The sequence below is a fragment of the Pseudomonas sp. GW823-FHT02F05 genome (assembly GCF_058797315.1).
The window spans coordinates 395,762-414,000 of record NZ_JBXAJM010000002.1 but is presented as its reverse complement, the minus strand read 5'-3'; the positions used below and the strand labels follow the sequence as shown (position 1 = coordinate 414,000).

Genomic DNA, 18,239 nt, shown 5'->3' with positions numbered 1-18,239 from the left:
CGTAAGTGTCGAGGGTCAGCGTAGTTCAATAACCGAGCGTGCGTAGGCCTTTGAGTTGATCCAGATTGCAGTTCAACGCGGCGTTGTTCAGCCCGTTATTGTTCATCACGACATTGATCTGGGTGATGTTTCTGACAAGGTTGCTATCGCCGGTCAATACCGTGCCCTGCAGCACATTCCCCGCGCCGATCTGTTGCAGGCTGTTGCCCTGGTTGTGATTGGCCTGGATGGCCATCTGCACGCCGCCACTGTTGGCCGATACGCTGACACGGCCCGCGGCGCTGTCCCCGGTCACTGTGCCGCCCGCCACCAGCACCTGGCCGGACTGCAGGTTATTGGCGGGGCTAACCCCATTTTCGACGTTGATGCCCACATTGTTGTAGGCGGCGTTGCCATCGCCGGCGGCGCGTACACTTTGGGTCACGCCCTGGCCGCTGCCGAGGCCGGCACCACCGACCACATTTCCGGTGCCCGTGTTGGGGCGCGTGCCTGTACCGGTCGAGCCGGTGGTTTGCACGTAGAACTGTGGGGTAATGGTGGTCTTGTCGATGTGCATGTTGGCCGTGCCCGTGATGTTGTCACCGACGGCATTGGTCCAGGTGCTGCTCATGACAATGCCAAAGCTGATGATGCGCCCCGGCATCACGTAACGGCCACGCAGCTCGGCCATTTCGGCGTCCTTGAGTTCGATGGGTTTGAACCCCGAGGACGCATAAGCAGGCATTGAGGCGGCCAGACACAAGACCGTCAGCCAACGGGAAGTGTTCATCTGCTGCTCCTGGGGCGTCCTGCCCCTTATTGCGCTTCTAGAAGAAGTCGCTCTGGATAAAACCGAAATCCATCAGCTCGGCATCGCCCACAGGCCGGAACTCATTCATCTGGCTCTTGGCGGTCAGCGGCAGGGGCGGGTCGAGCAAGACGTTGGCCTTGTCGTAACCCTCGCCCAGTACGGCGAAGACAATGCCATTCCAGCCTTTGACGAAATCGTCATGGGAATAGCGCTTGTGGCCCAATACGGGGTCACCGATGTACACCCAGTCCTTGTCGGCCCGTTGCAACACCACGAAGTGCTTGTAGCCGCGGATTTCCAGCAGCACCACCACGGGGATTTTCACGGTCAGCAGGGTCTCGGGCGCGATCTTGTAGCCCCGGGCACGCATGCCGATGCTTTCGAGGTAGCGCTTCATGTCCAGCATGGAAAAGCCCTGGGTTCGTACCAGATCCTGGTCGGCAGTGACCAGCATGCCTTTGATGATGTGTGCTTCGTCGACGTCCAGCCAATAGGCCTGGCGCAGGATGGTGGCGAGTGCCGCGGCACCGCAGCTGAAATCGGTTTTCTGTTCCACCAGATTGGCGAACCGGCGCTCGCGAATGCTCTCCACCTTCTTGAAAATCACCGCACCGCCGGGCATGGCGGAGATTGCCATGGTGCCTGCCCAGGTCGTGCCGGTGAGTAACATCAGGAGGGTGAGGGTCGCGATACGCATGATCGAATGACCTGTTGGACACTGGAATAAAAAGGGCCTTGTCGCCAAGGCCCCGTTGGATCAGAAGCGCACGCCGCTGGCGCAGACGCTGCAACCTTGGCCGATCGACAGGCTGTTGCTGCCTTGGTTGCCCGCACCGGATTGCAGGTTGACACCTACGTTGCCGGAGTTGCGGTTAACCGAGTTGTCGAGGCTTGCGTTGTTGGACACGTACTGAGGCTTGCCATAACCATGGCTGCTGGCGGCCGTGTTCAGGTAGCTGTTGTTGAGCGAGTTCTGCTCGGTGTTGGAGGCCGCTGCGATGTTCTTGCCGTCAGCGGTGGTGATGGCCAGGTTGTTTTTACCCTGGTTGCCCTGGCCGGCCTGGCCGTTGTAACCCACGTTGCCGGAGTTGCCGGTGATGGAGCCGTCCAGAGAGGCGTTATTTTGCGTGCCTTTGTTGACGAAGTTGTTATGCGAGCTGCCTTGGTCGACATCAATCACGGCAAACACGGTGGCGAAGTCGCCTTTGGCACTGGAGATGGCGCCGGCGTTGTCAGCCTGGTTTCCGGAACCTGATTGTGCGTTGACCCCGACATTACCGCTGTTGCTATTTACCGAGTTGTCGGCTGATGCATTGTTCTCGGTGTTGGTGTCATCGAATTTGTTGTGTTCGCTTTTTTGCACATCGGTGACGACAGCGGCCACGGTACCGGTGGGTTGTGGGGTTGGATGCCAGCCACCCGCTTGAGCAGCAGCAGCCATGAGTGCGGCGAGAGCGAAAACCATTGGTTTCAGAGCCATTTGAGGTTTCATGGTGTTTCTCCTTGCTTCTAATTAGTTGGTTAAGTGTTGGTACGGTCTAACGAACGTCTACCAAGCGATTACTTGATAGTGATGCCCAGGGTGTTAGCCACTCGGTTCCCCACCCCGGCACTCTGGTTCACCTGTGTTACTCCTCGGCTGCCGGTGAAGGCCTGGTCGCTGGTCACGACCTGGCGGCTGCCAGTGGTGGGGGTGAGCCCTGAGTCGGTTGCCAGCGTCGTCGTGTTCTGTTGCAACAGGACGCTGTCATCGATGCTCTGCGGGCCAGGGTTGAGGCTGATCCGCACTGCGTTGATGGATTGATTATTGGCCCCGGCAGACTGGTTGATGCCCAGCACACCGTTGCCACTGCTGAATGAGTTGCCCTGGATCGCGGCCTTGGCGTTCAGGGACGGGTCGACCTTGCCGTCGACGCGCTGGATGTCGAGGTTGGTGGCCTGGCCACCGAGCGCGATGGCGCGGCTGTTGGACATTTGCTGCCCCGTGCCGGCGGCCTGGTTGATCGACAGCACACCGTCGTACTGCTGGCCGCTGTGGTTGATCACCGCGCTGTTATCGGCCATTGCCGAGGCGCTGCCCAGCAGGGCGAATATCAACAGGGCGCGCTTCATCACTTGCCCCCCATCATGCTGCCGAGGTTGTTGAGCGGCGCCATGCCACGCTGGACCGAGTCGCTGATCTGCCCGCCCATGCTGCCGCCGCTGCCCGCACCGTGGCCGGCCGCTGCGCCAGCGCCAAGTGTCGACATGCTGTTTTGGGTGGCACCCAGGCCCGACAAGCTGCCATTGGGCTGAAGGGAGCGGGCGAGGCTGGAACCACTGCTGATGCCGCCGATGTCTCTGTCACTGAGTTCGCCGGTCAGGGCGCTGTTGATCTCTTTGCTGGGGTTGGCGTTGGCGGTATTGGGGTAGGGGTCGGGCAGGGAGGTGCGCCCGTACATGTGGCCCTGCACCGTACGCCCGGTCACGATCACACCGTCACCCGCCTGGCTCGTCAGGCTGACACCTGCACTGAGCACGCAACCGATCAGCAGTACGTTTATCGACGAGGTGTGTGTGAGTGTGTTCACGGCGGCAGTCCTTATTCTTAACGCTGACCCTAAACAGCGTTGTCAGGGAAAGAGCAGAAGGCGTGCCGCTTTTTATTAGATGTTGATATTCAAGGGGTTGGGATTAAGTCGGGGCAAAGTGATGGCAACTCTGTTTCAGGGTTGAAACAGTCCTGAGCGCTTGAGATATGCCTGTGCTCGCCTCACGCCGTCTCAGCCATGTAACACTGCCTGTGACAGAACCATGAATCCGCACACGGCGGGCGATGCAGGTGAGGGAGGTGTTTCAAAAATGGACACCCGCGGCCCGAACGTACCGCTTCGTGCGAGCGGGCTCAGCCCTTGGGGGTTTTACGCGGAATGGAATTGAGCACAGGGTTGCCGTCCTGGTTTTGGGTCAGGTAAACCGGCAACACCTTGGGCAGGGAGGGCACGAGGTTGTTGACCTCGTTGATGTTATAGATACCGCCGACGCGAATCGCACCGGTACTGGCGTCTGCGAGCATCACCGGCTTTTTCAGGTAGCGGTTGATCAGGGGCAAGGCGTCCGTGAGGGTCAGGTTGTCGAGCACCAGCTTGCCCTGGCGCCATGCCAGCGCGGTGTCATCGGGGTGGATAGCGGCGACCTGTGGGGTGGCGTCACCCTGGCGGAAACTGGCTTGCATGCCTGGGCTAAGCGGCACACTGGCATGCTCGCCGTCGCTGGAGATCTGCACCGAGCCCTCCAGTAACATCACCCGCACCTGATCTTCATATTCCCAGACATTGAACTGCGTGCCGGTCACTCGCACCTGGCCTTCGCCGGCCCGCACGATAAACGGGTGGTTGCTGTCGTGCGTGACGTTGAAGAACGCTTCGCCCTTTTTCAGGGTGACACGGCGCTGGTCCTTGTAATGGCTGTAGACCAACTCGGTGCCCAGGTTCAACTCTACTTGGCTGCCATCGCCCAGGGTGACTTTCTTCAAGCCATTGGCTGCTTCGAACCGTTCATATGAGCTGGGCAACCAGCCCGCTTCCCAGCCGGTGAAGGCGGCAAGCGGCAATGCCGCCAGGCACACCGCTGCGGCCACCGCGTAGGTGCGCAAGCGGCTGGGCGGCTTCTTGATTGGGACCACCACCGCCTCAGGCTTGTCGCGGGGCAGATGGTCGGCCACGTCCCAGATCTCGAGCATGGCTGCATATTCGAAGGCGTGCAGCGGATGGGCATCGTGCCATTGGGTAAAAGCCTGACGTTCACCCGCCGTGCAATCTGCAGCATGCAGGCGCATGCACCAATGCGCGGCGGCGTCGGTGATGGCGTCATATTCGGTTTCTGAAAGGGGCTTTTCGCTCATTAACTCATCCTGATTTCCCACATTCTAACCTCCCAAGGTGGACGGCGAGAACCGCATCATGGCGATTGCACATCAATTGGAACTTATTCTTGTTTGTGTGCGCCTAAAAAATCAGGAATTAACCTGTCGTCCACTATGGAGTACGAAAATGTTGAAGAAAACCTTGATCGCCCTGTGTGCTACTTCCGCGCTGTTGAGCGCTGGCGCCGCCATGGCCGACAAGCCGGGTGCAGGCTGGATCACCATTGAGAAAGCCATCGAGGTGGCGAAAACCAAGGCCGGCTACATTGAGGTCTACGCCGCTGAAGCGGATGACAATGGCTATTGGGAAGTCAAAGGTCGCAAGTCCGATGGCATCGTGTATGAGGCGCGCATCGACGGCGCTTCCGGTAACGTGCTGCGTGACCAGAAAGACTGATGCACTCGCCGGGGGCCGTTCAGGCCCCCGGCTCCAGTTGGCGGCCAAGATGGGTGATCAGGTACGTCACCGAGTCGGCGTTGGCCAGGATGGTGTCAATACGCTTATCAGGGACTGACATGAAAATGATCCTCGCGTCCTGCAGGGTCTTGGCGCCAGTAGCCTTGAAAATTTTCTTTTCAATTGCAGAACCAGGCTTAAAGTCTTCCCACAATTCGGTGAGGCTGTCTTGAGTCTTGAACAACATCGTTGCAGGCGTCATCGTCGATAACGCGGTGCTGCGCAAATCTTCCAGGGTGGTTTTAAGCACTTCGGCGCCGGGCCTTGCGACATTGATCAAGTCTGGGAAGGGTCGCATGCTGTCCAGGTAGGCAATGTCCACGGTGTCGAGCTTCAAGTGCGATAATTAGTGAATCAGCGTGCTGGCCCTGGCGTGCGTCGATATGTTGAACGCCACATTCTCCAGCAGACGGTTCTGGTAGACGTCCAGATTGGGGTCGAAGAATCGGCTCAGCAGATACAGCTTGCGTTCTCTGTCGGCGGGAATCATGAATGCATAATCCGACGCCGGATCCTGTCGGCTGGTGCCCGCGACAAAGCGCATGGAGTTCGGACCGGTCAAGCTGGGGTCGGTGAGTTCATCGATGATCTCGCCGATTATTTTTGTGACTCTCAAGACCTGGTCCGGGGTCAGTGTGACGACACCAAACATTTCCCCTAAAAATCGCCCAACCCGGCTGTCGGGGTCGCGTTGTACAGCAAATTGCGCAACGTTGCGGCGGCAGTTCAGCGCGTAATAAGTCGCAAAGTTCAACGCTTCAGTGATGGCTTGGGCTTTCCAATAGGTCAACGCGCCAATATCGCGGATACCGACCGCTTCAATGTTGATATCCCGTACTTCATTGCGCCACGTCTTGAGGTACGACTGAGCCCTGCCGAAGCGCGGCTCCTGGCCGCCCAGCTCCAGTACCCATATGCCCTGCGCATTACGGCCGATGTACGGCCCCACCTGCTCGTCGTTGGCGAGGCGCCAGTGTTGTGCGGCTTTCTTGACGCTATACACCTTGCCGGCCAGCGGAACATAGTATTTCGAGTTTTCCTGGTCTTCATACACCTGGCTGAGCGTGCTCTTTTTCAGGTCTTGCAACGCCACATCCTGTGCCTCGAACGGCTGCAGCCGGGTGCGCGAAGGGCAGGTGATATGCCAGGTGGCGAGGGTGGTGGCTGCGGGCAGTGACTCATCTGTCAGCTCGGCCAGCGAGCGCTCCTTTTCAGTGGGTGGGGCAATGGCGGTGCCGTCCAGCGCACTGCGCAGGGCGGCCATTTGCGCCACGCCCCTGACGAAATCCTTGAATGCAGCCTTCCACTGGTGTAGCTGCAAGGCTTCGGCCGAGCGCTTGAACAAGGTGTAGCTGCGCCATACCGCCAGCGGGTAGGCGAGTTTGCCGGCCATGAACTGCACCGCCGTCGGGATGTCCTTGCCGAACAGACGCGTTGCGTGATCCCACAGGGTCTTGGCGCCTTCTTCGAATTGGCTGCCCAGCACCTTGAGCAACATCAATGTGTTTTCACTGAACAGGTAATGCAGCACATTGCCCGTCACTGCCGAAGCGGCCAGGCGGATATCGGGCGGGCTATGCTGGTTGTTTTTCAGCAAGTGGCGGTAAGTGGCCTGATGCGGATCTTCCAGGTGCATAAGCACCCAGTCCTGCAGGGCGCCTGGCCCTTGTATCTCATCCAGTAAGCCCGTTTCATCCGCGTATTCCTTGAACACATGCTGTTCGCTGTACGGCGCGTAGAGCACCCATGGACCCTCGCCGGGAAACTGCGGGCCGATCAGGTACACACCCAGCACCTTGGCGGTACTGGCGCCTTCTGTGGCGATCAGTTCCAGCGGTCGAATCGTCGCCGTGGACCCGCTGAGTGAAGCTCGGGCCACGGCGTCCGGCATATCGAAAATCTGCTGGACCAGGCTCAAGGCTCGCGTGGAAAGCTGCTCCTGCAACCTTTGCTCGTGGGCGTGTTGCAGCGCTTGCCACGGCAACTGACGGCAAAACAGACGCCTGCGTTGGCGTGCATCATCGGTTTGCGCCTCAAGGTGGCTTCGCACCTGTTGCTGATAAGCGCTTTTGAGATCCAGCTGGCGCACCATTTGTATCACGGCACTTGCGTCCAGGGCTTGCGGTAATGGCTTTGCCGTGCGTGAACGCGGGCGGATGTGTTGAACGGTCAGATCTGGCCAGTGCCGCAACGCAAAGTCGGTCAGGTTGTCGACATTCACATCGAGCACTGCATCGGTGGGGATCAGGATGTGATCGGGGTTGAGCGCCTGGCCGGGAAAGCGCGCCTCAAGCAGCGCCATCAGCGTGGTGAAGGCATAAGCACGCAGGGGTTGGATGTCATGCAGGTAGTCGTGTTCATCGTCGGCGTTGTTGCAGTATTGCTCCAGAAGCTCGGCCTGATGGATTTGGTCCTGGACCGGCGCCATCCCCAGCCACAGTGGCAGTGCCTGCTGGTTGACCATGGCATCGGCCAGTGTGATTGCCCTGCCAAGGTTAGTGGGCGGAGGCTGTTCGATGACGGCGTCCAACCGGTCCTGCAAGGCACGGGCGCGCAGGCCCATGGATTGCAGGTGATCCACGCCTTCCATGACCGCGTCGTTGTAGCTGTCTACTCGGTCATTCAACAGGTCCTGATCAATACGTTGCAGCGGGCCCTGGCTAAATGCCTGATGGGGCTCGCGCAAGCAGAACGGCAGATTCTCCAGCAGGCTCAAGCTGTTGAGTGGGTGCGCCAGGCGCTGGGTGATTTCATCGCGCAGGGCGTTGATCGAGGCAAAGACTTCGTAGCCCAGGCGCGGGGTCCAGAGCAGCGCCTGGCCCGAGCGCTGCGGGTCGATACCGCCGCGCTCAGTGATCACGAACGTATTGGCCAGCGGTTGTGGCGTATCGACGGCGTTCAAGTCCAACGTCAAGCCATAGGCATCCGGCAAAAATCCGTTAAGGCCATGGCGTGTCAAGCGCGACAGACTGTCGGGCTGAAATAGCGTGTCGAGAATGGCCTGGCTTGTGGGCGCCAGGGTTTTATCCAGCGACCTCAGCTCGGCTTCGCTGCGTAACCCCACCAGCATCGAGTGGGCGTGTTTGGCGTGAGTCTTGACGAGAAACTCATGGGGTTGCTGGCGCATGGCGTGCTTGGAAAACAGCAGCAGGACGCGCTCGATGACGGTGTTGAACGTCTTGAGCGTCATGCTTGGCAATTGCATGAAGACATTGCCTTCGCCCCGTGTATAGAACTTCGTCCTGGACGAGAAGGGCACCGCAGGCGCCTCTTGGGCCAGGCGTTCAATGAAGTGCTCAAGCATGCTCAATGACTGCACTGCCGGACGCTCTTCACGCTCCTGGGCACGCGTGGGGTAGGTATTGATATACACCTCCTCGGCTTTGACTGGCTGTTGCTGCAGTTGCAGTTCAGCGTTGAGCGTGTCAGCGACGATGCTACGTAAGGTCGGGTGATGCGCGCGCTCCATCGCCAGCGCACGCTCAATCGCCCGCAGGTTCTGAAGCTGCAGCCGGGCGCGCTCGGCCTTGACGGTCGAAGGGCGGCCATTACCGCGGGTGACCGGATGCAAGGTCCAGCGCCCGTTGGTCTCCAGTGTGGCCAGTTGATTGTCGAGCAAGGCACGTACGTCCAGGGCACTGTCGAGCAGGGCTGCGAGGTCCACTTGGCCATCGCTGCGCCGGTAGATTTCCAGGGCGTGGTTAAGGTTCTCCGTTTGCTTGCGCGCAATGTCTTGTACCAAGGTCACGAACACATTGCCGGGTATCGGCCTTGCCGCGACGGCGATCGGGTCCAGGCCGAGCAGCGTGTCGCGCTCATCCAATGAGAGGAAGTTGAGCCATTCGTCCTCGTAGCCTTCGGCCTTGAGCATGCTCAATAACAGGTCTTTGAGGTCGTCGAGGTTTTCCAGCACCTGTAACCCGCGCGATTGGGTGTAGAGGTACGCGTGGTGCTCGGTGATCATCAAGGTGCTCGCCGGTTCAACGTAATGTTGATGGGGGGCATAAAGGCGCACCTTTTCCACGCTGAGGTTTTCGGCATGGGCGCTGCGGGCGCTTTGGTCGCTGAGGAGCAGGGCCTGAAATGCGTGGCTTTCCTCGGCGGTAATTATCTCGGCCTGGCGCTTGAGCAACACATCGAGGCGAAACTTCTGCGCCACGACCTGGGCAAAAAAATCCACGCGCGAGGTGCCGCTGTCGATATCTTCATTCCAGTAGGTCTGCAGCAGGCTTTCCAACAGCTTCGAGAAAGTACTGGAGCTTTGTTCGATCAAGGCTTCCCAACGCTGGTGATCTTCTTCCCGTTCGGAGGCGGTGAAGCCAGTGGTGTCATGTTTTGGGTTCGAGTATTCGCGTGTCTGCCCTTTGGGCCACCCATGGCGCACATAAAATTGCAGCAGCGCTTCGCTCAAGGTCAGCGAGTTGACCCAACGTGGCGTTGCTTGCTCAGCTTCGCGGGTGAAGACATTGACCCGTGTGTCCCGTTGATCCAGGTGTTTGAAATGGGGGCGGGCCATGACGCTCAGCAGCGTGTCGAGCATGTCAGGCAAGGTCGGGGTTTTTTGCAGGTGGTCGAGCATGGCCTTGACGTTATCCAGCTGGCAGGCCTGGAGCATGCGTGCTTGCTCCGGCATGACTTCACCCTCGATGAGCTGAGTGGTCAACACCATGGGCGTGTCAGCGCCCAGCGCATTGCGTTGGTCCATCGACAGGTAGCTCAGCAAAGGGGCGCTCTGCAGTGGGTCTTCCAATTGCTCGATCAACTCGCTCAGCAGGGCGGCGTGGCTGTCATAGACCTGTATGCCGTTATCCGGGGTGTAGAGCAACGCCTTGGCGGCGTCGGGTGTCGGGCTGATCGCGAACGCGCCGGCAAGGGGGATGGGGGGCTTGCCGGAAATGTTGATCAGGACCTTTTCAACGCGCATGGGGTGATCGTGCCGGCTTGTGTCCTGCCGAGACTCGTCGGTAGCCAGGTAAAGGTTGTACAGCCAATCAAGGTCTTTGGCGGTGAGCCCTAGCGTGCGTTCACGAGCGGTGGGCGAGGCTTTGCCTTGGGGTTTGAGAAACTCAGGGAAGAAATACGGGGGGGTTAAGCGAACCACAGCCTGTCTCCGGCGTGCCAGGAAAAGCACAGGGTAGGCAGGCGCCCGTGGTGCAAGGCGGTAAATATTCAGCGCTGCGCACGTTGACAACGCAGAGAGTGCGTGGTGTTTAATCGAGGGTCTGGATGTCCCATTCGTTGCCCCTTCCAATCATAAAAACGGAGCTTCAAATGTCTGCGCAGTCGACAGTTGCCACCGCTTGTGCCTCGATCCGCTTCGCTGAACTGGTGGAGTTACTTCAACAGGTCTTCGTCCGGCACGGCACATCGCCGCAGGTTGCTGCGATTCTTGCGCACAACTGCGCAAGTGCCGAGCGTGACGGTGCCCACAGTCACGGTATTTTTCGCATCCCCGGTTACCTTTCGACGCTGGCCAGTGGATGGGTCAACGGCACCGCCGTCCCCAGCGTGACCGATGTGGCCTCAGGCTTTTTGCGCGTCGACGCGGGCAATGGTTTTGCCCAGCCGGCCCTGGCAGCGGCGCGCCCGTTGCTGGTGGAGAAGGCACGCAGCGCCGGCATCGCGTTGCTGGCGATCCATAACTCCCATCACTTTGCAGCCCTGTGGCCGGACGTCGAGCCGTTTGCCGAGGAGGGGCTGGTGGCACTCAGCGTGGTCAACAGCATGACCTGTGTGGTGCCCCACGGCGCGGATCGCCCGTTGTTCGGCACCAACCCCATCGCGTTTGCGGCACCACGGGCCGACGGTGCGCCGATTGTGTTTGACCTGGCCACCAGTGCCATCGCCCATGGCGACGTGCAAATCGCCGCACGCAAAGGCGAGCGGTTGCCACCGGGCATGGGCGTCGATAGCCTCGGTCAGCCGACCCAGGACCCTAAAGCCATTCTGGAAGGCGGCGCACTGTTGCCATTTGGCGGGCACAAGGGGTCGGCACTGTCGATGATGGTCGAGTTGCTGGCGGCAGCGTTGACGGGCGGCAACTTCTCTTTTGAATTCGATTGGACGGACCACCCCGGCGCGCGTACGCCGTGGACAGGCCAGCTCCTGATCTTGATCGACCCGAGTAAAACCGCAGGGCAAAGCTTCGCCCAACGCAGCCAGGAGCTGGTGCGGCAGATGCATGCGGCGGGGCTGCGTCGATTGCCGGGGGACCGACGCCATCGCACGCGGGCGAAGTCGCAGGAAACCGGGATCGAACTGGACGCGCAGGCGTTGCGCGAGTTGAGGGCGTTGGCGGCGGGGTGAAACAGGCTGCGCGATGCGCAGCCTGAATGGATCAGTTACGGCGACCCAGCAACAGGCCGACCACCAGGCCAAAGCCTGCGGAAATGGCCACGGTCTGCCATGGGTGCCCACCGATGTAAGTCTCGGTGGCATCCACAACCGGCTTGCTGCGTTCACGCACGTTGGACACCGATTCCAGGGCTTGCTTGAGTTTGATGGCAACCTGCTCGCGCAGGGTTTCACCTTCCTCGCCCACCAGGGATGCGCTGCTTTTAAGCAGTTTGTCCGACTCTTCGATCAATGCGCTCAGTTCGCTGAACGCTTGGTCCTTGATTTGATCTTCGACAGCTTGGGCGGCGGTTTTGCGGGCCATTGAGTGACTCCTTGCAGGTGGATGTGGCAGTGAACAATGGAGTATCGGTCGGTGGCAAAAGTTGCAGTTTTTTTGCCGGCGCGCTCATCCGAGGCAAAATCCGGATCGGGAACTTTGGGCCTACAGTGTAAGATGTCACCTATTTGTGCAGCAGGTAATTCAACATGAGCTTCAATCTCGCCAACAAGACCCTCGCCGAACGCGCCGAGCTGGAAGATGAAAAGTCGCGCCTCTACGACCTTTGGCAAACCAACCTGGGCAAGGCCAAGGGCGAAGCCGCGCGCTTGTTCGGTGAGCGCGCCAAACGCAAGGGCAAGTGGGCCGAATGGGTACGTGCCGAACTCGATGGCATGTCGCCGCCGGAGTTTTCCAACATGGTGCGCAGTGAAGTCAACAAGCTGATGGCGGCGGCAAAGTAAAGCACGCCACAATCGCTTCGCGCACCTTGAGCAGCAACGGGTCCAACTGAGCCTGGGTGCGCCAGCCCAACTCCACCGGGTAATGCGGTAGCGCCAGCGGGCAGGGCAGCACGCGCAGGCCGGTCATTTGCGCAATGGCGTGGGCCGCATGCCCGGGAATGGTTGCTACTGCGGTGCTGCCTTTGAGCAGATACGGCAACGCGGCAAAGTGGCTGGTGGACGCGCACACGTGGCGGCGCAGCCCGTGCGCCGCCAAGCCTTCATCGGTAATGCCGATAAACCCGCCTGACGACACCAATACATGTTCCCGTGTGACAAACCCTTGCAGGTCGATAGTCTCCTCGCCCGGCGCCAGGCTATGGGGGTCTACCAGGCAACGATAGTCACCTTCCCCCAGCACCTGTCGGCTCAGCCTGCGCTCGGTAAAACCGCCGGCGGTAATGGCCAGGTCCAGCGTGCGGTCGAGCAGGGCGGCGGCGACGATCTGGCTGTAGGTCTGGCGAAAGATCACCCGTAGCTTGGGCAGGCGCAGTGCGATGGCCTCCATCAGGCTTCGGCCATAGGCAATCTCGAAGTCATCTGACAGCCCCAGCACCACCGAGCGGCCCTCGTAGTGCAGGTTTTGCGGGCTGATCATCGCCAGGCTCTGGCGGCAGCGATCCAATGCCTCACTGATCACCGGTTTCAACTGGTTGGCACGCAATGTGGGCGCCAGGCCGCGTCCGGTGCGCACGAACAAAGGGTCACCATACAGCTCGCGCAAACGCCGCAAGCCCGCGCTGATCGCCGACTGCGTCACGCCCAAACGCAGCGCCGCACGGCTGGCACTGGACTCGTCGTGCAGGGCTTCGAAGGTTTTGAGCAGGTTCAGGTCAACCTGGGCGATATTCATTTGGCTCATATCATTTAGCACTGAGGTGGGCTTTATTCATGATCGAGTCTGGCCGGAGAATGGGCAACCCCTATCTATCGGAGTGAGCCGGATGCCCGTATCGACTGTCGCAGCCCTGCAAATCGGCGCCTTGCCTGGCGGCAAGGCTGAAACCCTGGCGCAGATCCTGGCCTATGAGGATCAAATCCAGCGCAGTGGCGCGCACTTGGTGGTCATGCCCGAGGCGTTGCTGGGCGGCTATCCCAAGGGCGAAAGCTTTGGCACGCAATTGGGTTATCGCCTGCCCGAGGGCCGGGAAGCCTTTGCACGGTATTTTGCCAATGCCATTGACGTGCCGGGGCCAGAAACCGAGGCGCTGGCCGGGATGTCGGCGCGTACCGGTGCCAGCCTGGTGCTGGGCGTGATCGAACGCAGTGGCAGCACGCTGTACTGCACGGTGTTGTATTTCGAACCCTCGGGCGGCCTGGTGGCCAAGCACCGCAAGCTGATGCCGACCGGCACCGAGCGGCTTATCTGGGGCAAGGGCGACGGCTCGACCCTGCCGGTGATCGACACCGCGGTGGGGCGTATCGGCGGCGCGGTGTGCTGGGAAAACATGATGCCGTTGCTGCGCACCGCGATGTATGCCAAGGGCGTTCAGGTGTGGTGTGCACCCACCGTGGACGAGCGCGACATGTGGCAGGTGAGCATGCGCCATATTGCCCATGAAGGGCGTTGCTTTGTGGTCAGCGCCTGCCAGGTGCAGGCATCGCCCGAGGCCTTGGGTGTGGAGGTTGCCAACTGGCCGGTGGACCGTCCGTTGATTGCCGGCGGCAGCGTTATCGTCGGGCCCATGGGCGATATTTTGGCGGGGCCGTTAGTGGGCGAGGCGGGGTTGTTGACGGCGCAGATCGATACTGATCAGTTGGTGCGGGCCCGCTACGACTACGACGTAGTGGGGCATTACGCCCGGCCGGATATTTTTGAATTAGTGGTGGACGAGCGCGCCAAGCCAGGCGTTCGCTGTATCACTGACTAAACGCAATCAACCTGTGGGAGCTGACTTGCCTGCGATAGCGGCGTGTCATTCAATTCATCAGTTACTGACGCACCGCCATCGCAGGCAAGCCAGCTCCCACATTTGGTTTTCAGCCACTTACCAGGTGGCGGTGTTCGGCAAGTCCAGGGTGCCACGCTCTACAAAGCGCATGGTGCCAAACAGTCCGCCCGCCAGTTTGCCGCGCAGCACGTAGGGCAGGTTGTTCAGGCTTTGGGTCTGGCTCAGGCCCAGGGTCTGGCGCAACACCGAAAACGCCGAAACGCTGACCGGCACCATCAATACGGTTTCAGAAAAGCGTGGGATGCTGCCAGCCTGATCGCTGACGCCAGAAGCGAGTGGCCGGCCATTGACCTCCAGGTCCAGGGCCACGCCGTTGTAGTCGATTGCCGCTTCATTGGGGTTTTGCACCCGCAGTTTCACGGCAAAACGCACTTCCAGGTCCTGGCTTTGCAGCGGCTCGATGCCCACCACATTGATGTTCACCGGGTCGCGGTTGGGAAACAGTGCACAGGCGCTCAAGGTCAGCAGCAACAGCGATAGAACCATGAGCTTGCGCATAAAGAAATGCTCCTACTTTTGGGTGACGTCCGGGTCCTGCATGACCTTGAGGGTAGAGGACTCCGGCTCGAATTCATCTTCTTCCAGCTCTATGAACTCTTCGGGCAGGAAAATGTTCAGCAGGATTGCACAGAATGCACCCACGGTGATCGGCGATTCGAAGATGTTGTGCAGCGCCTTGGGCAGCTCGCGCAGCACTTCGGGCACCGCGGCGACGCCCAGGCCCATGCCTAGGGAAATTGCCACGATCAGCACATTACGCCGATGCAGGCCCGCTTCGGCGAGGATCTTGATCCCGGCCACGGCCACGGTGCCGAACATGATCAGGGTCGCACCGCCGAGTACGGGTTTGGGCATCAGTTGCAGCACCGCGCCGATCATCGGGAACAACCCCAGCAGCACCAGCAGGCCAGCAATGAAGTACGCCACGTAGCGGCTGGCCACGCCGGTCAATTGGATCACGCCGTTGTTCTGGGCAAAGGTCACCATCGGCAGGCTGTTGAAGGTGGCGGCCATCGCGGAGTTGAGGCCGTCGGCCAGCAGGCCGGACTTGATGCGTTTGATATACAGCGGGCCCTTGACCGGTTGCTGGGAAATCATCGAGTTGGCGGTCAGGTCGCCGGCGGCTTCCAGGGGCGAAATCAGGAAGATCACCGCCACCGGGATAAACGCCACCCAGTCGAACGAGAAACCGTACTTGAACGGCACCGGCACGCTGATCAGCGGCACCTGGGGCAGGGCGGCCATGTCGACGCGGCCCAGCAGCCACGCCACTACGAAGCCCAGGGTCAGGCCGATCACGATCGAACCCAGGCGCAGGAACGGGTTGTTGAAGCGGTTGAGTACCACGATGGTCAGCAGCACCAAGGCCGCCAGGCCCATGTTGCCTGCGGCGCCCAAGTCGCTGGCGCCATAGCCGCCAGCCATGTCGGTGACGGCCACCTTGATAAGTGACAAGCCCATCAAAGTGATGATGGTGCCGGTCACCACCGGGGTGATCAGTTTGCGCAGTTTGCCGATGAACTGGCTGAGCACCACTTCGATAAACGCCGCGAAAAAGCAGATGCCAAAGATCGTCGAGAGGATTTCATCGGTGCCGCCGCCCCGGGCCTTGACCATGAACCCAGCGCTCAAGATCACGCTGATAAAGGAAAAACTGGTGCCTTGCAGGCACAACAGCCCCGAACCCACCGGCCCGAAAGTGCGCGCCTGCACAAAGGTGCCAAGCCCCGAGACAAACAGCGCCATGCTCACCAGGTACGGCACTTCGCTTTCCAGCCCCAATACGCCGCCGACGATCAGGGTGGGCGTGATGATGCCGACAAAACTCGCCAACACATGCTGCAACGCGGCAAAAATCGCGGCGGTGAAGTGCGGGCGGTCTTCGAGGCCGTACATGAGGTCAGATTTATAGCGCGGGCGGGGGGCTTGAGCGTCAGACAAAATGATGGCTCGGGTCAGAAAATGGAGGCGCAGGATGCCAGAAAGTGCCAGGCGTCTGAAGTGTAAAAAAATATTTATAAAAACCCTGCGCTAAAGCCGTGGCCCAGCCGATATCAAGCATAGGCCCACACTACAACGACAACAGTGGTGACCAAGGTCTGGGCAGCGCGTTGACGCTGACGGATCGTTTCGCGGCAAGGATGCACGCAAACACTACTTCTGAGAGCAGCCCTATGTCCCTCCGTCACCTGAATATTGCCCCTCGCGCGTTTATCGGTTTTGCCTTCATTGCGGTTCTAGTGGTGCTGTTGGGCGTGTTTGCGGTCAACCGTATGACGCAGATGCGCCAATCCTCCCAGGACATGAGCGCGAACCAGCTGCCCAGCATGGCTCACCTGGGTACCATCACCGAAAACGTGCTGCGCATGCGCATCCTGTCGTTTCGCGTGCTGGTCAACCGCGAGCCTGCCGCCCTGCAGGAAGCCGAGACGCGCATTGGCGTGCTGGCTGACAAGGTCAAGACCGCCCAGGCCAAATACGCCACGCTGCCTGCAGGCGCGGAGGAGGCTGCGCTGTACAAAGCCTTCGGCGTCACCCTGGACAACTACCTCAAAGCCCAGGCCGAGATGGTGGCATTGTCCAAGCAGGGCAAGGTCGATGAGATGCGCGCCCTGATCAACAGCCGTATCAAGGACGGCACTGACCAGATGGGCGAGCAACTGAACAAGCTGATCGCCATCAATGCGGCCGACGCCAAGCAGGCCGACGAGGATGCCGGGCAAAGCTACGAGGGCGCGATCACCGGTGTGGTGGCGGTCTCCGTGGTAGCGGCATTGCTCACCGTGCTGCTGGCCTGGTTGCTGACCCGCAGCATCGTGACCCCGCTGCGCAAGGCCGTGGAAGTGGCCGAGACCATCGCCGCCGGCAACCTCAGCAAAACCATCGAGGACGATGGCAAGGACGAACCGGCGCGGTTGCTCAGTGCGCTGTCGACCATGCAAGCCAGCCTGCGCCAGACTATCCAGCACATCGCGGGTTCGGCCACGCAACTGGCTTCGGCGGCGGAAGAGTTGAGCGCGGTCACCGAGGAGGCCTCCCGTGGCCTGCAACAGCAGAACAATGAAATCGACCAGGCCGCCACGGCCGTCAATGAGATGACGGCGGCAGTGGAGGAGGTGGCGCGTAACGCGGTTTCCACCTCCGAGGCGTCCGGGCAGTCCAACCAGGCGGCGCGGGAAGGCCGTGATCGAGTGATGGAAACCGTCGGCGCGATCCAGACCATGACCCAGGACGTGCAGAACACCTCCGCGATGATCGAGGGCCTGGCCGCTCAGGGCCGGGATATCGGCAAGGTGCTGGATGTGATTCGCGCGATTGCCGAGCAAACCAACCTGCTGGCGCTCAACGCAGCGATTGAAGCCGCCCGTGCCGGCGAGGCCGGAAGGGGCTTTGCGGTGGTCGCCGATGAAGTGCGCGCCCTGGCCCATCGCACCGCGCAGTCGACCCAGGAAATCGAGAAAATGGTCGCCGGCATCCAGAACGGTACTGGTGAGGCGGTGCAGTCCATGCAACAGAGCAACCAGCGCAGCCAGACCACCCTGGAAATGGCACGTGCAGCCGGCGCCTCACTGGAGCAGATCACTGCGTCTATCAGCCTGATCAACGAACGCAACCTGGTGATTGCCAGCGCTTCGGAAGAACAGGCCCAGGTCTCCCGCGAGGTGGACCGCAACCTGGTCAACATCCGCGACCTGGCCACCCAGTCGGCGGCGGGCGCCAACCAGACCAGCGCGGCCAGCCATGAGCTGTCGAGGTTGGCGGTTGATTTGAATGGGATGGTGGCCAGGTTCGTCGTCTAACTGCTGCCACAACACTCTGTGGGAGCTGGCTTGCCTGCGATAGCAATCTTACAGTCGGCACATCATGGGTTGGCTTACCGCTATCGCAGCATAGGGATCTACACAACTTGGGCCGGTGCTGAACCTGTGGCGAGGGCGCTTGCTCCCGTGACGGACTGACAGCCGACGCTGATCTAACTGACGCGCCGCAATCCAAATGTGGGAGCTGGCTTGCCTGCGA

At 60.4% G+C, this 18,239-nt stretch carries 17 protein-coding genes; 5 read left to right on the top strand and 12 right to left on the bottom strand.

All coding sequences use genetic code 11. The annotated features are described in order from the left end of the window. Positions 1–25 precede the first annotated feature (25 nt). The 6 genes from fapE to AC1RAC_RS04275 form a co-directional block, all read right to left on the bottom strand. On the bottom strand, positions 26–769 hold the full coding sequence (fapE, locus tag AC1RAC_RS04300; RefSeq protein ID WP_034127715.1) for a fibril amyloid subunit FapE: 744 nt from the start codon (positions 767–769) through the stop codon (positions 26–28). A gap of 37 nt (positions 770–806) precedes the next feature. Continuing rightward, on the bottom strand, positions 807–1,487 hold the full coding sequence (gene fapD, locus AC1RAC_RS04295) for a fibril amyloid maturation endopeptidase FapD (RefSeq protein WP_019817800.1): 681 nt from the start codon (positions 1,485–1,487) through the stop codon (positions 807–809). Positions 1,488–1,547: 60 nt separating this feature from the next. Continuing rightward, positions 1,548–2,282, bottom strand: coding sequence for an amyloid-like fimbrin subunit FapC (gene fapC / locus AC1RAC_RS04290; RefSeq protein WP_003190893.1), 735 nt, complete (start codon positions 2,280–2,282; stop codon positions 1,548–1,550). Positions 2,283–2,350: 68 nt separating this feature from the next. After that, complete coding sequence (gene fapB, locus AC1RAC_RS04285; protein ID WP_054897483.1) at positions 2,351–2,902, bottom strand: fibril amyloid subunit FapB; 552 nt, start codon at positions 2,900–2,902, stop codon at positions 2,351–2,353. Further along, positions 2,902–3,360 carry a fibril amyloid chaperone protein FapA gene (fapA, locus tag AC1RAC_RS04280; RefSeq protein ID WP_054897482.1) on the bottom strand — a complete coding sequence of 153 codons (459 nt, stop codon included), beginning with the start codon at positions 3,358–3,360 and terminating at the stop codon, positions 2,902–2,904. The genes fapB and fapA overlap by 1 nt, the downstream gene beginning before the upstream one ends. A 314-nt stretch (positions 3,361–3,674) precedes the next feature. Next, the gene (locus AC1RAC_RS04275; RefSeq protein ID WP_259284172.1) at positions 3,675–4,673 is read right to left on the bottom strand and encodes a FecR family protein; all 999 of its coding nucleotides are present in this window, start codon (positions 4,671–4,673) and stop codon (positions 3,675–3,677) included. Between the two features lie 148 nt (positions 4,674–4,821). Here AC1RAC_RS04275 and AC1RAC_RS04270 point away from each other — a divergent pair, with 148 nt between their 5' ends. Then, entirely contained in the window at positions 4,822–5,091 is a 270-nt protein-coding gene (locus tag AC1RAC_RS04270; RefSeq protein ID WP_014718736.1) for a PepSY domain-containing protein, read from the top strand. 19 nt (positions 5,092–5,110) lie between these two features. Here AC1RAC_RS04270 and AC1RAC_RS04265 read toward each other — a convergent pair whose 3' ends face one another. Both AC1RAC_RS04265 and AC1RAC_RS04260 read right to left on the bottom strand, forming a co-directional pair. Continuing rightward, positions 5,111–5,473 carry a hypothetical protein gene (locus AC1RAC_RS04265; RefSeq protein WP_492616289.1) on the bottom strand — a complete coding sequence of 121 codons (363 nt, stop codon included), beginning with the start codon at positions 5,471–5,473 and terminating at the stop codon, positions 5,111–5,113. Between the two features lie 24 nt (positions 5,474–5,497). Continuing rightward, positions 5,498–10,252: a dermonecrotic toxin domain-containing protein gene (locus AC1RAC_RS04260; RefSeq protein WP_492616288.1), complete on the bottom strand. Its 4,755-nt coding sequence runs from the start codon at positions 10,250–10,252 to the stop codon at positions 5,498–5,500. A 170-nt stretch (positions 10,253–10,422) separates the two neighbouring features. Here AC1RAC_RS04260 and AC1RAC_RS04255 point away from each other — a divergent pair, with 170 nt between their 5' ends. Continuing rightward, positions 10,423–11,457: an Ldh family oxidoreductase gene (locus AC1RAC_RS04255; protein ID WP_034127709.1), complete on the top strand. Its 1,035-nt coding sequence runs from the start codon at positions 10,423–10,425 to the stop codon at positions 11,455–11,457. Positions 11,458–11,488: 31 nt separating this feature from the next. Here the strand turns inward: AC1RAC_RS04255 and AC1RAC_RS04250 are convergent, their stop codons facing one another. Continuing rightward, positions 11,489–11,809, bottom strand: a complete 321-nt coding sequence (locus AC1RAC_RS04250) for an ElaB/YgaM/YqjD family protein (RefSeq protein ID WP_019817806.1) — start codon at positions 11,807–11,809, stop codon at positions 11,489–11,491. A gap of 164 nt (positions 11,810–11,973) precedes the next feature. Here AC1RAC_RS04250 and AC1RAC_RS04245 point away from each other — a divergent pair, with 164 nt between their 5' ends. Further along, entirely contained in the window at positions 11,974–12,228 is a 255-nt protein-coding gene (locus AC1RAC_RS04245) for a hypothetical protein (protein WP_003190904.1), read from the top strand. Here the strand turns inward: AC1RAC_RS04245 and AC1RAC_RS04240 are convergent. Then, on the bottom strand, positions 12,200–13,120 hold the full coding sequence (locus AC1RAC_RS04240) for a LysR family transcriptional regulator (RefSeq protein ID WP_054897478.1): 921 nt from the start codon (positions 13,118–13,120) through the stop codon (positions 12,200–12,202). The genes AC1RAC_RS04245 and AC1RAC_RS04240 overlap by 29 nt on opposite strands. A 91-nt stretch (positions 13,121–13,211) precedes the next feature. On the opposite strand from AC1RAC_RS04240, the gene AC1RAC_RS04235 reads away from it, so the two are divergent. Beyond that, positions 13,212–14,138, top strand: a complete 927-nt coding sequence (locus AC1RAC_RS04235; RefSeq protein ID WP_057977527.1) for a carbon-nitrogen hydrolase family protein — start codon at positions 13,212–13,214, stop codon at positions 14,136–14,138. A gap of 117 nt (positions 14,139–14,255) precedes the next feature. On the opposite strand, the gene AC1RAC_RS04230 is transcribed toward AC1RAC_RS04235, so the two are convergent. Then, on the bottom strand, positions 14,256–14,717 hold the full coding sequence (locus tag AC1RAC_RS04230) for an LEA/WHy family protein (protein WP_003190908.1): 462 nt from the start codon (positions 14,715–14,717) through the stop codon (positions 14,256–14,258). Between the two features lie 12 nt (positions 14,718–14,729). Then, a complete protein-coding gene (locus AC1RAC_RS04225; RefSeq protein WP_032901653.1) occupies positions 14,730–16,160 on the bottom strand; it encodes a nucleobase:cation symporter-2 family protein in 1,431 nt (476 codons plus the stop codon). Positions 16,161–16,360: 200 nt separating this feature from the next. Here AC1RAC_RS04225 and AC1RAC_RS04220 point away from each other — a divergent pair, with 200 nt between their 5' ends. Beyond that, positions 16,361–18,019, top strand: a complete 1,659-nt coding sequence (locus AC1RAC_RS04220; RefSeq protein ID WP_492616287.1) for a methyl-accepting chemotaxis protein — start codon at positions 16,361–16,363, stop codon at positions 18,017–18,019. Positions 18,020–18,239 lie beyond the last annotated feature (220 nt).